The sequence below is a fragment of the Tateyamaria sp. GN1-10 genome (assembly GCF_055693845.1).
In genome coordinates this window covers 2,734,825-2,749,491 of record NZ_JBVFUR010000004.1, presented here as the reverse complement: position 1 = coordinate 2,749,491, position 14,667 = coordinate 2,734,825, and the positions used below count along the sequence as shown (strand labels likewise).

Annotated in this window: 15 protein-coding genes and 2 pseudogenes; 8 read left to right on the top strand and 9 right to left on the bottom strand. The window is 57.4% G+C overall.

The genetic code is table 11. The features are described from left to right. Positions 1–10: 10 nt before the first annotated feature. Positions 11–1,362, bottom strand: a pseudogene (gene trmFO, locus ACZ1HN_RS15525) (methylenetetrahydrofolate--tRNA-(uracil(54)-C(5))-methyltransferase (FADH(2)-oxidizing) TrmFO). 544 nt (positions 1,363–1,906) lie between these two features. Further along, the gene (locus ACZ1HN_RS15520) at positions 1,907–2,692 is read right to left on the bottom strand and encodes an enoyl-CoA hydratase (RefSeq protein ID WP_472728150.1); all 786 of its coding nucleotides are present in this window, start codon (positions 2,690–2,692) and stop codon (positions 1,907–1,909) included. Between the two features lie 57 nt (positions 2,693–2,749). Here ACZ1HN_RS15520 and ACZ1HN_RS15515 point away from each other — a divergent pair, with 57 nt between their 5' ends. Further along, the gene (locus tag ACZ1HN_RS15515) at positions 2,750–3,187 is read left to right on the top strand and encodes a PaaI family thioesterase (RefSeq protein WP_299199529.1); all 438 of its coding nucleotides are present in this window, start codon (positions 2,750–2,752) and stop codon (positions 3,185–3,187) included. Between the two features lie 58 nt (positions 3,188–3,245). On the opposite strand, the gene ACZ1HN_RS15510 is transcribed toward ACZ1HN_RS15515, so the two are convergent. Beyond that, entirely contained in the window at positions 3,246–3,479 is a 234-nt protein-coding gene (locus ACZ1HN_RS15510; protein WP_472728149.1) for a DUF1127 domain-containing protein, read from the bottom strand. 93 nt (positions 3,480–3,572) lie between these two features. On the opposite strand from ACZ1HN_RS15510, the gene ACZ1HN_RS15505 reads away from it, so the two are divergent. Then, a complete protein-coding gene (locus ACZ1HN_RS15505) occupies positions 3,573–4,988 on the top strand; it encodes an aminotransferase-like domain-containing protein (protein WP_472728148.1) in 1,416 nt (471 codons plus the stop codon). On the opposite strand, the gene ACZ1HN_RS15500 is transcribed toward ACZ1HN_RS15505, so the two are convergent. Next, complete coding sequence (locus ACZ1HN_RS15500; protein ID WP_472728147.1) at positions 4,985–6,031, bottom strand: hypothetical protein; 1,047 nt, start codon at positions 6,029–6,031, stop codon at positions 4,985–4,987. The two genes, ACZ1HN_RS15505 and ACZ1HN_RS15500, sit on opposite strands and share 4 nt — an antisense overlap. Further along, positions 6,031–6,270: a hypothetical protein gene (locus ACZ1HN_RS15495; RefSeq protein ID WP_472728146.1), complete on the bottom strand. Its 240-nt coding sequence runs from the start codon at positions 6,268–6,270 to the stop codon at positions 6,031–6,033. The genes ACZ1HN_RS15500 and ACZ1HN_RS15495 overlap by 1 nt, the downstream gene beginning before the upstream one ends. 236 nt (positions 6,271–6,506) lie before the next feature. Here ACZ1HN_RS15495 and rplM point away from each other — a divergent pair, with 236 nt between their 5' ends. The 5 genes from rplM to ACZ1HN_RS15470 all read left to right on the top strand — a co-directional run bounded on the left by rplM (position 6,507) and on the right by ACZ1HN_RS15470 (position 10,078). After that, on the top strand, positions 6,507–6,968 hold the full coding sequence (gene rplM / locus ACZ1HN_RS15490) for a 50S ribosomal protein L13 (RefSeq protein ID WP_189370545.1): 462 nt from the start codon (positions 6,507–6,509) through the stop codon (positions 6,966–6,968). 2 nt (positions 6,969–6,970) lie between these two features. Further along, positions 6,971–7,459 carry a 30S ribosomal protein S9 gene (gene rpsI, locus ACZ1HN_RS15485; protein ID WP_189370546.1) on the top strand — a complete coding sequence of 163 codons (489 nt, stop codon included), beginning with the start codon at positions 6,971–6,973 and terminating at the stop codon, positions 7,457–7,459. Positions 7,460–7,612: 153 nt separating this feature from the next. Further along, the gene (locus tag ACZ1HN_RS15480) at positions 7,613–8,248 is read left to right on the top strand and encodes a class I SAM-dependent methyltransferase (protein ID WP_472728145.1); all 636 of its coding nucleotides are present in this window, start codon (positions 7,613–7,615) and stop codon (positions 8,246–8,248) included. Between the two features lie 335 nt (positions 8,249–8,583). Next, the gene (locus ACZ1HN_RS15475) at positions 8,584–8,757 is read left to right on the top strand and encodes a hypothetical protein (RefSeq protein ID WP_472728144.1); all 174 of its coding nucleotides are present in this window, start codon (positions 8,584–8,586) and stop codon (positions 8,755–8,757) included. A 139-nt stretch (positions 8,758–8,896) separates the two neighbouring features. Then, complete coding sequence (locus ACZ1HN_RS15470; protein WP_472728143.1) at positions 8,897–10,078, top strand: LLM class flavin-dependent oxidoreductase; 1,182 nt, start codon at positions 8,897–8,899, stop codon at positions 10,076–10,078. Positions 10,079–10,121: 43 nt separating this feature from the next. Here the strand turns inward: ACZ1HN_RS15470 and ACZ1HN_RS15465 are convergent. From ACZ1HN_RS15465 to ACZ1HN_RS15450, 4 genes and pseudogenes are all read right to left on the bottom strand, one after another. Then, a pseudogene (locus ACZ1HN_RS15465) lies at positions 10,122–10,740 on the bottom strand (TetR/AcrR family transcriptional regulator). Further along, positions 10,733–11,602, bottom strand: coding sequence for a polyphosphate kinase 2 (gene ppk2, locus ACZ1HN_RS15460; protein WP_472728142.1), 870 nt, complete (start codon positions 11,600–11,602; stop codon positions 10,733–10,735). The pseudogene ACZ1HN_RS15465 and the gene ppk2 overlap by 8 nt, the downstream one beginning before the upstream one ends. A gap of 54 nt (positions 11,603–11,656) precedes the next feature. Continuing rightward, entirely contained in the window at positions 11,657–12,628 is a 972-nt protein-coding gene (locus ACZ1HN_RS15455; RefSeq protein WP_472728141.1) for an alpha/beta fold hydrolase, read from the bottom strand. Positions 12,629–12,632: 4 nt separating this feature from the next. Next, complete coding sequence (locus tag ACZ1HN_RS15450; protein ID WP_472728140.1) at positions 12,633–13,580, bottom strand: homoserine O-succinyltransferase; 948 nt, start codon at positions 13,578–13,580, stop codon at positions 12,633–12,635. Positions 13,581–13,732: 152 nt separating this feature from the next. Between ACZ1HN_RS15450 and ACZ1HN_RS15445 the strand changes: the two genes are divergently transcribed. Further along, complete coding sequence (locus ACZ1HN_RS15445) at positions 13,733–14,644, top strand: hypothetical protein (protein WP_472728139.1); 912 nt, start codon at positions 13,733–13,735, stop codon at positions 14,642–14,644. Positions 14,645–14,667: the final 23 nt, after the last annotated feature.

Below are 14,667 nucleotides of genomic sequence, written 5' to 3'. Positions count from 1 at the left end.
AGTCCAGTATTTAGGCGGCTGCGGCCTGCGGGGCGAGCCAAGCCTGCCAATCCGCCTTGGCCCGATCGGTGTAGGCCTTGTAGCGGTCCTTGCGCCCACGCCGACCGCCTCGCAATCCCTCGACCGGAGGAAAAGACCGAAGTTGACGTTCATCGGCTGGAATGTCTTGGCGTCGGCCCCACCGGTGATGTGGGTGATCAGGGCACCCATGGCCGTTGTGGCCGGGGGCATGTCCAACGAACCGCCAAGGATCTCGGTAGCTGCAGCGCGTCCTGCCAGCAGGCCCATTGCCGAGGATTCAACATATCCTTCGACACCGGTGATTTGTCCCGCAAAGCGGATATTGGGGCGCGACCTCAGGCGCATATCTGCGGTCAACAATGTGGGGGAGTTTAGGAACGTGTTGCGGTGAATACCGCCAAGGCGGGCGAAACGTGCATTCTCAAGGCCCGGAATGCATTTAAAAACATCGGCCTGCGCGCCGTACTTCATCTTGGTCTGGAAGCCGACGATATTGTAGAGCGTGCCCAGTTTATTGTCGCGCCGCAGCTGTACGACTGCGTGAGCCTTGACCTCGGGCTGGTGCTGGTTCGTGAGGCCCACTGGTTTCATCGGGCCGTGGCGCAGTGTCTCGCGGCCACGCTCTGCCATCACTTCAATGGGCAGGCAGCCGTCGAAATAGCCAGCGGTCTCACCCTCGTGAAACTCAGTTTTGTCGGCGGCCAGCAGTGCGTCGATGAAGTCGTCGTATTGCTGCTTGTCCATGGGGCAGTTGAGGTAGGCGGTGCGCTCTTCCTCAGTCTCGCCCTTGTCATAGCGGGACTGCATCCACGCTTTTTCCATGTCGATGGAGTCGAAATAGACGATCGGCGCGATTGCGTCGAAGAAAGCCAGTGCTTCGGCGCCCGTTTCATCCGAAATCGCCTGACCCAGCGCCGTTGAAGTTAACGGACCTGTGGCGATGATCCAGTGACCGTCATCGGGCAGGGCGGTAATCTCTCCGTATTCAACAGAGATGTTCGGGTGCGCCATCAACGTGTCTGTCACCGATTGGGCAAAAGGATCACGGTCAACGGCCAGCGCGCCACCCGCGGGCAGGCGGTGCTTGTCCGCGGTTTGCATAATCAGCCCATTTGCGGCCCGCATTTCCCAGTGCAGCAACCCAACGGCATTCTGCTCGCTGTCATCCGACCGGAAGGAGTTGGAGCAGACCATTTCGCCCAAAAGGCCGGTTTGATGCGCGAACGTACCGACCTTGGGGCGCATTTCGTGGATCACGACTTGGACGCCCATGTTTGCCGCCTGCCAAGCAGCTTCGGACCCGGCCATGCCGCCGCCCACGATATGAAGGATTTTTGTCATGGGCGGGATGTAGGGCATGCGTGTCGGTCGCGCAATCCATGCTCAGTCCGCTTTGGCAATTGATAAGGATCAATGTGGCCGGTGTTGGCGGCCTCTATGCAGGGATCACAATTGTACAGGACAGGACTATGACACTACTCAGACTCGCTTTCGTGGTTTCAGCACTCTTCGCCTTGCAGGCGTGCGAGGAACCGGACCGTTATCCGATCAGCGGAGAGCCATGCAGCCCCGAGGATCCGGTGATTGTTGCGCCTCCTGGTGATTGCGGGCCGGTTACATAGGTAACGCACCCGTTCGCGGGCCCAGAAATTGTTCGATTTTGAAGGGAAATTTTTGGGGTCGCCGCTGCGGGGATGGTCGGTCAGAGAGAGGCTGACCTGGAGGGACCTTCCGCACTCGGCGACCCAAAAATGTCATTGGTTTGTTAACCCTGTCCAATTTGTGCCTCATTTGTGCCCAAATTGCTAGTGGTATATCGGAAATAGTCGGTCCACGATTTGGAAACAACCAAAACTCTTACGGGATTTTATCCGCTTTTGCCGGGTTATTGTGACCAGTTTGGTGGGCGTTTTTCTATAAACGCGTCAATGCCCTCGACCGTATCCGGATTCATCATATTCGCGACCATAACCTCTCCTGTATAAGTGTAGGCTTGGGCGATGGGCATCTGAAGCTGTTCATAGAATGCCTGCTTGCCGATCTTGACCGCGCTGCCCAGCTTGTCAGCGATCCGGTTGGCAAGGTCGCGGGCCGTTGCATCCAACTCTTCCATCGGCACGGCATGGTTAACAAGGCCCAGCTCAACCGCACGTGCTGCCTCGATAAACTCGCCCGTGGTCAACATTTCAAAGGCCTGTTTGCGTGGGATATTGCGGCTCAGCGCCACCATCGGCGTTGAGCAGAACAGGCCGATGTTTACACCATTGACCCCAAACCGTGTCCCATGTGCCGCGACAGCAAGGTCGCAGGTTGCTACCAGTTGGCACCCCGCGGCCGTCGCGATGCCGTGCACTTGTGCAATGACGGGTTGGGGCAGGGACTGAATGCGCGCCATCATTGCGGCGCAACGGTCGAACAAGTCTTTGAAATACGCTGTGCCGCCATCGGCTGATTGTCGTCCTGCCGTCATCTGTTTCAGGTCATGGCCCGCGCAAAAAGCCTTGCCCGCACCCGACAGCACCACGGCGCGCACAGAACTGTCATTCGCAACATCATCCAAAGCACCATGCAATTCGGCGATCATTTCACCCGATAGCGCGTTCAGGCGATCAGGTGAGTTCATGCGCAGATGAGCAACTGCCCCTGTGACCTCACGTTCCAGAATTGTCATCTTGCCCTCCAACATATTTGCGGCTCACCCTATGGCAGGGACAAGGGAAGGAAAAGCATGGCTGTTGTAATGACCGCGCCCGAGATGAACGCATTTCTACAAAAGGTGTTCTTGGAAGTTGCGGGTGAGTTCCATGTCGAGGAGGTGACGGAAGAGGGGGTTGTTCTGCGGCTTCTCGTGCAGGACCGGCATTTGCGCCCAGGGGGTACGGTTTCAGGGCCTGCGATGTTCGGGTTGGCGGACGTGACGGCGTACATGGTGACTTTGGCCCATATTGGGCCGCGAGCGCTGGCTGTGACGACAAACTGTTCCATCGACTTCATGCGTAAACCGAAGGCCGGGGTTGATCTGATCGCGCATGGTCGTTTGTTGAAGCTGGGCAAGCAATTGTCGGTGACGGATGCCTTATTGTTCTCGGAGGGTGATGACAAGCCTGTGGCGCGGGCCAGCCTGACCTACGCCATTCCACCCCAAGGTGTTGATCTGCAGAAATAAAAAACGGCCGGGTCAAGCCCGGCCGTAAGGAAGAGGTCTGGCAGGTGCCACGGGGATGTCACGCCCGCCAGAACACGCGCCAGGCTTCATATTCAGCCTCGGCGGGTGTCAGCCCCACGTCGCGCAGCAAGTGCGGATCCAAATGGCGCAAAGCCAGGCGGCTGCGTCGACGTTCGGCCCATTTTGACAGCATCACCGCAATGCGCAGCGCGACAACCGAGGTTGCCGGAATGCGGTTCTGCGCAGTCAGGTAAGCCAGGTGCGAGGCGGGCGTTTGCATGTAATGTGTCATGGGAAACTCCTAAATTGTATTGACACAATGTGGCGATATTGCCATGAATATGTGATACAATGCGAAATCAGATAACGCTACGGAAACATTGTAATGGATACAATTTGGTCGCCTGATCTGCTGGATGGACAAGGGCCGAAATACAAGGCGGTGATGCATGTCATCCGTCAGCGTATCTCGGACCATGATCTGACACCGGGGGACAAATTGCCTCCCGTGCGCGATCTGGCTTGGAGCCTTGGTATTACACCTGGCACTGTGGCGCGTGCGTATACGCTGTTGACGGATGATGGGACTCTGAAGGCAGAGGTGGGGCGTGGCACTTTCGTTGCGCAACCCGATGAAAAGGGGCCGCTTTTCTCAGACGCACCTATCGAGGTCGATAGTGTCACGCATAATTCCGGGGCGCAGACTTGGGACGTCAACCTGTTCTCTCCTCATTTGCCCAACGTTGGGCAGGCGACACTGATCCGTAAGCTTCTGGCGAAAGTTGCCCACGACCCGCCCTCAGGGGTGATGCACTATCCGACGCGGGCCGGAGGCGCGCAGGCGCGCACAGCCTCGGCGGCTTGGTTGGCCGGGGCGCCGATTGGATCTTTTGGACCAGATGACATCGTTTTAGCCAATGGCGGGCAGAACGCGATTCTCCTGATACTTCAGGCGCTTCTGAAAGGGCGACGCCCTGCTATTTTGGTTGAGGATCTCGCCTATCCGGGCTTTCGGCGTGCTGCCGAGTTGCTGCGCACTGACACGATCCCTGTCGAAATGGATGCACAAGGGGTCATACCGGAGGCATTGGACGCGGCGGCCAAGGCGCATGATGCGCAGATATTTTGCACCTCTCCCGAAGTGCATAATCCCACATGTGGCTTCACACCACGGGCCCGGCGCGAAGAGCTTGCCGACGTCGCGCGCCGTCATGATCTGCAGATCCTTGAAGATGATTGTTACAGGCTTGGACAGGCACAGGCCCCCAGTTATAGGATGATTGTACCAGAGCGTACTTGGTACATTTCCTCGATCTCCAAATCCATTACACCTGCCTTGCGGCTTGGAATTGCTGTTGCACCAAAAGGGCGGGCCAATGTCCTGCGGCGCACAGCCGAATATTCGTTCTTTGGTCTGGCCACACCGATGACCGACCTGTTCGCAGCCCTGCTGGTTCACCCCGAACTGCCTGATCTCATGGCAAGCGCGCGCAAGAGCATCGGCACGTATGTTCAACGTGCGGTAAATGTGCTGGGCGGCTATGACATCGCTTGGCGCAAGGATGTCCCATTCCTATGGCTGCGGTTGCCCGAAGGATGGCGGGCTGGCGCATTTGTGCAAGCAGCGTCAAAGCAAGGCGTCGGCATCCGTGCCGCTGAAGACTATGCTTGCCGAGATGCGCGTACACCGCATGCCGTGCGCATCGCTATCAATGCAGGGGTCAGCCTGCAGTCTTTCGAAGCTGCCATCGAAAGGTTGCGAGACCTGCTGGACAATCCGCCCGATCAGATCGGGGTTTAAAGCAGACCGCCAGCGCCCCAAGCGAGGCCAAAAGCTATTGTCAGGCCGGACAACACCGCCGCGTATCCCGTAAGTTTCGCCCATGAAAACGGGCGCTCGCCATAGGTGCGTCCTTGCATACCGCACACAACAACCTTCATCGCGTCGCCATTGTACTGATAGTGCAGGATCCAGACGGGCAGCAGGATGCGCCTGTACCGAACACCGGTGGTATCAGTGATATAGCGCACGTCATGCACGCCAGACTTGCCTACATGTCCCTTGATCCGGTTGCGGATCAGAAGGTCCTTGTCCTCTGCGTTTGCGGTCAGCCCTTCGGCCACCGATTGGTGGTGTCGTTCGGCCCCGAACCCGGCCAGGTAGCCGGGACGGTAGGGGCGCAGGCGGCGTGGTTCGAAATCGTGCAGGATGCCATCGCGTATGAGCGGTGTGATGTGGGGGGAGGCAGGAACCAGCAGATCGTCAAAACTGATGCGCAGTGCGCCCGAAGTTTTTCGCGTAACTGTCCGCTTGTTCCTGCGAACCTTGTACTTGGCCCAGTAATTCACGGCCTCTTCGCTGTCGAAAGTCCAGAACGGAACATAAAGGCCAGCCACCCGTGCCTTGGCGACAACGGCTTTCAGGTCAGACGGGGCGGCCCAACGCCGCGCCACCCAATCCACGGCTGCCACTTGTGCATCGCGTTCGGGCACGCGAAACGGGATGAGCGCCTTGGTCTGATACCCTGTGTCACTGGTCGCCAGCACCACCGGTCCATCGCAATAGGAACAGCGCTCGGACAGGGTTTGGCCGACAAACACGACGTCCCCGCCGCAGGTTTGGCAATGATGGACGCGGGTTTCGGTCAGTACGGGCGGGTCATCCTCTGGCGTATCCGGATCGAAATCAAACTCTTGTGCTGCCCGATGATTGTCCTGGGTTTCCAACCCATACCGCGTGGCGCAACTGGTGCAGACCAGCGCCTGTTGCGCCGGATCATAGATGCATTGCCCTGCGCAATTGGCGCATTGCAGTTCGGACTGTGCGGCGCTGATGTCATCCATCAATCGGACTCCATGATGGCCATTGCGATCTCAAGTAGGATGCGTAGGCGCAGCCAGCCACGATCAATCGCGGCCCCAAGGTCTCCATGCACGGCCCAGTCGCCAATGATGGTGGCGACGAACCACGTGCTCATCAGCCAGAACGCCACCATGGACCAACCGCGGATCGACCGCAGCCATCCGGCAGAGCCATGCCTTAGCTCATGTTTGGCTTCATAGACCGTGATCAGCTTGCGCATGGCAGGTGCGCCTACGATAGTTGCGCACACCAGGAGCGCTAAGGCTGCGAGGGCAGGTGGTGCGAATTCGAGTATCATAGCGGCGGGTATCCATGCTGCGAAATGGGGTATAATAATACCTTATTTTTAAGAGACTGATTTTGCTTGCTTAAAACTGGTTTCCTGCCGTTGACGCAGGTTTGCCCTGCTGTATAACCACGCAATCTGAAATTCCACCCTTCAAGGGATTCACTCATATGAAAACCTATACCGCAACACCTGCGGACATCGACAAGAAATGGATCCTGATCGACGCCGAGGGCGTTGTTCTGGGCCGCCTTGCCTCGATCGTCGCCATGCGTTTGCGTGGCAAGCACAAGCCGTCGTTCACACCCCACATGGACTGTGGCGACAACGTGATCATCATCAACGCGGACAAGATCCAGTTGACCGGCAACAAGCGCCAGGAACACCACTACTGGCACACTGGCCACCCCGGCGGGATCAAGTCGCGCACCAAGGAGCAGATCCTTGAGGGCGCACATCCCGAGCGCGTTGTGACCCTGGCCGTCAAGCGGATGCTGCCCGGCAACCGCCTGAGCCGTCAGATCATGACCAACCTGCGTGTCTATGCCGGGGCCGAGCACCCGCATGAAGCACAAAGCCCCGAAGTTCTGGACGTGAAGTCCATGAACAAGAAAAACACCCGGAGCGCATAAGCATGGCTGACGAAATCAACACACTCGAAGACCTGCAAGCCGTCGCTGGCGACGCTGCCCCGGTCGAAGTCGAAATGACCCCGCGCGAGCCCGTCCGTGACGAGTTCGGTCGTTCCTATGCTACCGGCAAACGGAAGGACGCGGTTGCCCGTGTCTGGATCAAGCCCGGTTCCGGCAAGGTCACCGTGAACGGCAAAGAGCTGAACACATATTTCGCACGCCCCGTGCTGCAGATGATTCTGCGCCAACCCTTCCAGGTTGCCGGTGTCGAAGATCAGTTTGACGTGACAGCCACCGTCAAGGGTGGTGGCCTGTCGGGGCAAGCCGGCGCAGTCAAGCACGGCATCTCGAAAGCCCTGCAGTTGTATGATCCTAGCCTGCGCGGCGCACTGAAAGCCGCCGGCTTCCTGACGCGCGACAGCCGTGTGGTTGAACGTAAGAAATACGGTAAGGCCAAAGCGCGTAAGAGCTTCCAGTTCTCCAAGCGTTAAGCTGTCTATCCGAGGATCGAAAGAACGAAAACGGCCGCAAAGTATTGCGGCCGTTTTTTCACTTGTTAAACAACAATCTAATCGTGTTCGATACGCCATTGACTGGGAGAGAGAGAGATGGGAATTAGACGCTTCTGGAAAAACCTGCCCCCGGTGAAGCGGACGGAACGTCGCGTTCTGCGCGAGGCTGAGCAGCGGCGGTTGGACAAAGTAAACTCGATCCCGGTGTACGACTTGGCGGCAAAGCACTGCGAAAATGCGCGAATTGTTCCGAACCGTGCGGCATTGCTGGAACGCATGCCGTCAAATGGAATTGTCGCGGAATTGGGCGCTGACGAAGGTGAGTTCAGTGCAACGATCTTGAAACTGAACACTCCTCGCAAGTTGCATATCGTAGATGTTTGGGGAAGTGACAGGTACAACGACGACAAGGCCAACGCGGTGGCTGATAGATTCAAGTCACAAATCGACGAAAACAAGGTCCAGATCACGCGCAAGCTGTCGACCGATGCGGTTGAAGACTTCCAAGACGGTTACTTCGATTGGATCTACATCGATAGCGATCATGGATACAGCGTGACGATTAGCGAATTGCACGCCTACGCCCGCAAGATTAAGCGCGGCGGGTTCATAGCGGGGCATGATTATACGATGGGTAATTGGGTCAAAGGCTTTAAGTACGGTGTCATCGAAGCCGTTGCCGAGTTCTGCGTGAAAGAAGACTGGACCATCGCGTACCTGACCGCGAATTACCATGAAGGCAACAGTTTTGCGTTAACCCGATTGTAGTGCATAGCACGCCAGTCTGGGTATTCGGCTGTGGGTTGCTGGTTTCGTGACCAACAGCATCGGCGTTGTCGAGGAAGCAATACGTATTGGGGCAAAAGCGCCCATCGGGTTCCAGTTCTCCAAGCATTTATTCTTGGTACATGCAGCGCAAAAGGGGCGGTCAATTGGGTCCCTTTCATTCGCGTCTTGGCGAGCGTCCACTGCTACACCTGGACACGCGTCGTGCCTGACTTGATTACGCCCAGTCCGCCGCGCGCGCGTATTATTCGGCGCCTGCTGGATCTGTCGAGGGGGTGCGAAAGTGCGTCAATGACGTCTTTGGTCCTGCCGTGGACATGGCCGCACGGCTTCAGGTCTTTGCCCGTCCGATGAAAATCGTGTCACCGATCAGCATGAAATTTGACGTGATCGACGGGTTCCAGTTGGACGATATCGGGGGCTATGCGATCAAGGTACTTGGCGATGTTGAGCGATTGAACGTCGACAACAATCTGACGAAAGCGCGCTGAGCCTGGCCTGAGTGCAAGCACGGCCCGTACCCGCAAAAGTCGGCCTACAACCCAGAATTGGTTTTGCGAACGGGTCACCCTGCCATAACCTGACCTAACGTCACCCAAAAACAACTGTGACCTTTAGGGAGGAAACACCATGGATCGAATGCGCTTTGGCATCTTTCTCGCCCCGTTTCATAAACCAGGGGTTAATCCGACTCTTGCTTTGGAACAGGACCTCGAACTCGTTCAATGGCTTGACCGCTGTGACTATGACGAGGTCTGGTTTGGCGAACACCACTCTGCCGGTTCCGAGATTTCAGCCAGCCCTGAGATTATGATCGCAACAGCCGCGCCACGCACGCGGCGGATCAAGCTGGGCACCGGTGTTGTATCGGTCAGCTATCACAATCCGCTTTGGGTGGCCGAAAAGATCGTGCAGCTTGATCACTTGACGCGGGGCCGGGCCATGTTGGGCCTTGGGCCCGGATCGCTGCCGACCGATGCCGCGATGATTGGGTTGAGCCAAAAAGACACGCGCGGCCTTCTTGCCGATGGGCTTGACGTGATCACGCGACTGCTGCGTTCGGACGAGCCGGTCAATTTTGAGAATGATCGGTGGGTGCTCAAGGATGCACGGCTGCATCTGCGACCCTATTCCAATTTTGACCTTGCGACGGCCGCGGTCGCCTCGCCGACAGGGCCGAAACTCGCTGGCAAATACGGTACCGGGTTGATCTCGATCGGGGCGACAACGGCTGCAGGGTTTGATGCGCTGGCGCTGCATTGGGACGTGATTGAAGAAGAGGCCAAACATCATGGTCACACGCCTGACCGTTCGAAATGGCGCCTTGTGGGCCTTTGTCATATTGCTGAAACAGCGGAACAGGCGCGGCGCGACGTGGAATATGGGATTGAACACTGGTTCAACTATTTCCAGGAAATTGCGGCGTTCCCGCAGATGTCGATGCCAGGACAGAACGCAAAGGAGATGATCGACTTCATCAACGACAGTGGATTTGGCGCTATCGGCACGCCGGACATGTGCAAAGCGCAAATTGATCGGCTCTGGAAGCAATCTAATGGTGGCTTTGGCGCGTACCTGATGCTTGCACACAATTGGGCCAACTTCGAAGCAACCAAGAAGTCCTACGAACTGATCGCGCGTGAAGTGTTCCCGCATTTCCAAGGGCAGCATTTGGCGACAATGAATGCGGCCGTGCGCGCGCAAAAACTGCGTCCGGAGCTGGCAGATATTCACATGAAAGCGGTTGAGACTGCACAAGCCAAATACGCGGCTGAGAAAGAGGCGCGGCACACAAGCGAGCCGGCTGAATAGGCCCGCGCGCATGCGTCGCTCGCGCAAACGCGTGGGCGACGCATCAGTCGTCGGGACGGATCAGGCCCAAACCACGCAAATAGATCCCGATCCCTGTCTCGAGCAAATCCTCGGGCGGGAAGGGCGATGTTGTGCCCGGTGAGTTGCGTGCAAATAACTCAACCACCCCGTGGACTCAGGGCCCATATATGGGCCGAGAACATTGAGGCTGGGGGGCGCTTGTCTTCAGGAATGTGCTGAGACAAATCCGCCGCTGCTTTTTCCAAGACAGCATTGGCACGTGTCACCACGTCAGCAAGCTCAGGCGTGCGGTTGGTCGAAATACCACTTTCGAACATTGCGATATAGTGGCCGGGAAAACGGCGGGCAAAGGCAAGATAGGCGCGTCCAGTGGCCTCGAAGGCGGCGAGCGCAGACGGTTGCCCGGATTGGTACGCGTGCTCCATCAAGTCGGCAAAGATGCCATAGCCCTGGCGTGCGCATTCCGCGATCAGGTCTTCGCGCCCTTCATAGTGACGATAGACCGCCGCAGGGGTCACACCTGCTTGCTTGGCCGCTTCGGACAGCGTGAACCCGGTGGGCCCCTTGTTTTCGATCAGCTGCAGGGCAGCTTCGATCAGGGCCTGACGCAGGTTACCGTGGTGGTACCCGCGTTTAGGCATCCCAGATATCCGGTCCGCCGCAAATACCTTTTTCTATCTTTCCAATGTTTTGCGGGTCTTTGTTTGTGTAGTCGAGCCCATGAAGAACCGTGCGGATCGCATTGAGCCGCGCGCGCCTCTTGTCATCGGATCGCACGACGGTCCAAGGCGCGTGGCTGGTGTGGGATCGGTCCAAAGTCTCGCGGATGGCATCGGTATAGAGATCCCATCGTTTCAATCCCTCTACGTCGATCCAGCTCAGTTTCCATTGCTTCAGCGGATCCCGCTCACGCGCGAGAATACGGCGCAACTGTTCGGCACGGCAGACGTTCAGCCAGAACTTGAAGACGTGAATACCTTCATCGACCAACATCTTTTCAAACGGATTGACCTGAACAAAGAAATGCTGGCGCTGCTTGGTGGTGCAAAAATCGAAAACCTTCTCGACCACTGCGCGGTTGTACCAGCTGCGGTCAAAGAATGTGATTTCCCCACCCGAGGGCAACCGCCGGATATAGCGCTGGAAATACCATTCAGAGGCTTCGGTTTCCGTGGGTTTGGACAGCGCTACAACATGGGCACCACGCGGGTTCAGGTTTTCGCGGAACCGCTTGATCGTGCCGCCCTTACCGGCGGCGTCCCGGCCTTCAAAGACACAGGTTACGCGTGCCCCGGTGTTCGACACCCAGTTCTGCATCTTGACCAGTTCGATCTGCAGGGCATCCATCTCGCGCTCGTAGGCCTTCCTGCTCATTCTTTCGTCGTGCGGGTAAGTGGGTGTCAGGATGTCGTCTTTGTCCGCTGTGCGAAGCTTGTCCCGAATGTCATCGGACGCACCGGTCTCGAAGAATTCGGTGATCGCGCCATCGAAGGGAAGGCTCATGGTTCGAGACCCCAAGTTACTGCTCTTAACATGTAATATGGGCGACACAGCCGTTTAACGCAAACCTGCACGGGTAGCGACGCGGTCAATTGCTGCAATTACATCGCTGGCGTGCGTGTGGTGCGGCATATGTCCCACATCTTGCAGGACTGTAAGGTTGGCGCCAGCAATCTGATCGGGCAGTTTGATGGAATGCACGTCCAGCGGCACAATTGTGTCCGCATCCCCATGCACGATTTCCACGGGTTCAGTGATCTCGTCGTAGCGCGCGGACAGGTTGACTACGTGCGGGCGCAGCCAGTTCACCTGTCGCGTATTGGCGCGCATGGTGTTGCGGCGCAGGGTCATGGCCGATCCGACGTGGTCCAGGTACCCGGCCGGGGCCTTCTGCGGTTCAAAGATACCTGCAACAATAGTGTCGACATAGGTTTGCGGCACGAACGCGGAAAGCAGAGGGATCACCAAAGCACCGCCCCAGGCAGTCCCGCCAACCGTATAGGTCCAGTCCAATGTGCCTGGCCAAGGGTTTGCGACACCAGCAACGGACACAATGCCAGCCAGATCATCGAACTCGACAGCCCAGGCAAGGGCAACGACGCCCCCAAAGGAATGGCCCAGAACAATCGGGTTTTCGACACCCAGCTTTTGTGTTGCTGCACGCAACAGACGCGCCTGCGTGATCGGATCCTCGTGTGCATTGGTCCAGATCCGCTCATATTGCGGCCCGGCACGGTCGCTCCACCCAAGCCCCGGGCGATCGAGGATCGTGATCCGGTACCGGTCCTTGAGCAGATCGGCAAAGGCAAAGGTGAAATCCCGCGTGTTCCCCGATGCTCCGTGGATCAGCACGAGGTCCGGACCTTTGCCCATTTGTTCCACATGCACAGCCATGCCGTCCACGTCGATCAACGTGCCTTGCGGCGGGTAGTGAACTGCCGCATTGCGTTCGCGCTTCTGCGCAAGGACTTGCACGGTTCCAACGCCGACAAGGGCCAGCACGACCAAAACAACCAACATCGTTTTCATGTCCTTACCCCCGCAGATCGGTGCGGTCCTGGCCGATCCGGTTCATGTCATACGGGGTGGTGAGATAAACCTCAGACAGCCAATTGCCATAGAGAAGATGCGCATGGCTGCGCCACCGATTGGTGGGCATGTGCGTCGGGTCATCGCCGGGGAAATAGTCGACCGGCAGGGCGATCTCGGCCCCTTCGACCTGAACATTGGCCAGATCGCGGTCATATTCCTGTTTTAGCGTGTCACTGTCGTATTCAAAATGGTTCAGGATGTAGAGGGCGCGGTGCGCTGGGTCCTCGATCAGGCACGGCCCGGCTACATCCGAGCCCAGCAAGACGGGCAGGCCAGCGGCTTCGACTTCCGCGGCGCGCACTTCGGTCCAGCGAGAGACAGGCACCACGCAGTCATCGGAAAAGCCCCGCAGATACGGTGATGCAGGCGCCAGATTCGCATGCCGATACGTGCCGAACAGTTTTGACCCAAGCAGGTGTTTGGGCACCCTGTGGAAATGATGCAGCATGGCCATCCCGCCCCAACACACACCAAATGTGGAGTGCACATTGGTCTGGGTCCAATCCATGACCTCTTCCAACTCTGCCCAGTAATCCACGTCCTCGAAATCAAGGTGTTCGATGGGAGCACCGGTAATGATCAACCCGTCAAACTTCTGCGCCTTCACCTCCTGAAAGGGGCGGTAAAAGCTCTCCATATGCGCGGCGGCCGTGTTCTTTGTCTCGTGGTCCGACATACGGATCAGCGTCAGCTCGATCTGCAAAGGCGTGGCCCCGATCAGGCGCGCAAACTGTGTTTCTGTCTGGATCTTCTTGGGCATCAGATTCAACAGCCCGATCTTCAGCGGGCGGATATCCTGATGACTTGCCAGCTCATCGTCCATCACCATCACGCCTTCGTTCGTCAGAACGTCATAGGCGGGCAGGGTGGATGGCAATTTGATAGGCATGATCGCAATCTTTCACAGTGGTCGCGATCAGATAGCGGTTGCTGGCCCGGGTTTCCAGATGTGTAGGCGTTGGTAAACAAACCTTGACAGGGGTGTGACGTCCAACCGATGGTTGACGATATTTTATAAAGTTCGATTTCAGGAGGTCTGCGATGGCACGTTTTTGCCTGATTGCCCTTTGTTTATTTGCACTATCTGCCTGCAACGCGCCGGATGCTGGCCCCGGCGTCAAGGCGTTCGGAGAAACAGTCGCTGCTGCATCCAAGTCTGCCGAACCGGAGATTGATAGGGCTGTTGCCGAGCAAACGCGCGCGGCCGTTGCAGCAGCTGCCCGCAGTGGGCGCGACATCTATGCCGCGCCACTAGGCTGTCAGGATGTGGCGCTGTCTCTGGATCTCAGCACAGTCCCAGATGATCAGGCGGTTGCGCCTTGTGATCTGACGCCAAAGGTCACCCTGTCGAAAAAGAGGGGCGACGCGAAGTTTGCGCAAGAGGGGCTACAAACCTTGCATGACTATGCAGCGACATTGTCCGCGATTTCCGGGTCTTCGGTGGCCGGTGACGTGACCACCAATTTCAATGCCTTCAACAAAAGCCTGACCGAGTTTGCTGCAACGGTGAATGTGGCGCCCAAGAACGCACCCCTAAATGCTGAACAATTTGGCGCATTGGGCAACCTGCTCGGAACGGCGGTTGAGGCACGTCGTCGCGCTATTCTGGAGCGCCTCGTCTCAACAGCGCATCCTGAAATCCGCATAATCGTCTACGAGTTGATCGCGCATTTCGAGATCAAGGGTGACGATGACATGCTGGACGCTTTCGACCGTTTGGATGCTGCCTATGGGCGCATGACGGACGCACAGGGTACATCCGGATATCTGTCCGCTGTGCGGGCGTATGAACAAGAGTTCAAGCGCTTTGAAAAGCAGAAGGCCAAGGCGCAGTCAGTCAAATTGCTGGCCATTTGGCGCCAACACCAACTTTTGTTGGAGCAGGTAAAGTCTCGACCGGATGCGGCCGAGATTGGCAAGCTGGTCAAACAGGTCCAGGCCCTCAAGGGCTGATTATTTGAATAGGTGATTTATGA

Bases quoted from the DNA above. Each gene is read 5' to 3' on its own strand.
- ACZ1HN_RS15520 (WP_472728150.1), bottom strand. From the start codon at position 2,692: ATGACAATTCTGGAACGTGAGGTCACAGGGGCAGTTGCTCATCTGCGC.
- ACZ1HN_RS15515 (WP_299199529.1), top strand. From the start codon at position 2,750: ATGGCTGTTGTAATGACCGCGCCCGAGATGAACGCATTTCTACAAAAG.
- ACZ1HN_RS15510 (WP_472728149.1), bottom strand. From the start codon at position 3,479: ATGACACATTACATGCAAACGCCCGCCTCGCACCTGGCTTACCTGACT.
- ACZ1HN_RS15505 (WP_472728148.1), top strand. From the start codon at position 3,573: ATGGATACAATTTGGTCGCCTGATCTGCTGGATGGACAAGGGCCGAAA.
- ACZ1HN_RS15500 (WP_472728147.1), bottom strand. From the start codon at position 6,031: ATGGATGACATCAGCGCCGCACAGTCCGAACTGCAATGCGCCAATTGC.
- ACZ1HN_RS15495 (WP_472728146.1), bottom strand. From the start codon at position 6,270: ATGCGCAAGCTGATCACGGTCTATGAAGCCAAACATGAGCTAAGGCAT.
- rplM (WP_189370545.1), top strand. From the start codon at position 6,507: ATGAAAACCTATACCGCAACACCTGCGGACATCGACAAGAAATGGATC.
- rpsI (WP_189370546.1), top strand. From the start codon at position 6,971: ATGGCTGACGAAATCAACACACTCGAAGACCTGCAAGCCGTCGCTGGC.
- ACZ1HN_RS15475 (WP_472728144.1), top strand. From the start codon at position 8,584: ATGGCCGCACGGCTTCAGGTCTTTGCCCGTCCGATGAAAATCGTGTCA.
- ACZ1HN_RS15470 (WP_472728143.1), top strand. From the start codon at position 8,897: ATGGATCGAATGCGCTTTGGCATCTTTCTCGCCCCGTTTCATAAACCA.
- ppk2 (WP_472728142.1), bottom strand. From the start codon at position 11,602: ATGAGCCTTCCCTTCGATGGCGCGATCACCGAATTCTTCGAGACCGGT.
- ACZ1HN_RS15455 (WP_472728141.1), bottom strand. From the start codon at position 12,628: ATGAAAACGATGTTGGTTGTTTTGGTCGTGCTGGCCCTTGTCGGCGTT.
- ACZ1HN_RS15450 (WP_472728140.1), bottom strand. From the start codon at position 13,580: ATGCCTATCAAATTGCCATCCACCCTGCCCGCCTATGACGTTCTGACG.
- ACZ1HN_RS15445 (WP_472728139.1), top strand. From the start codon at position 13,733: ATGGCACGTTTTTGCCTGATTGCCCTTTGTTTATTTGCACTATCTGCC.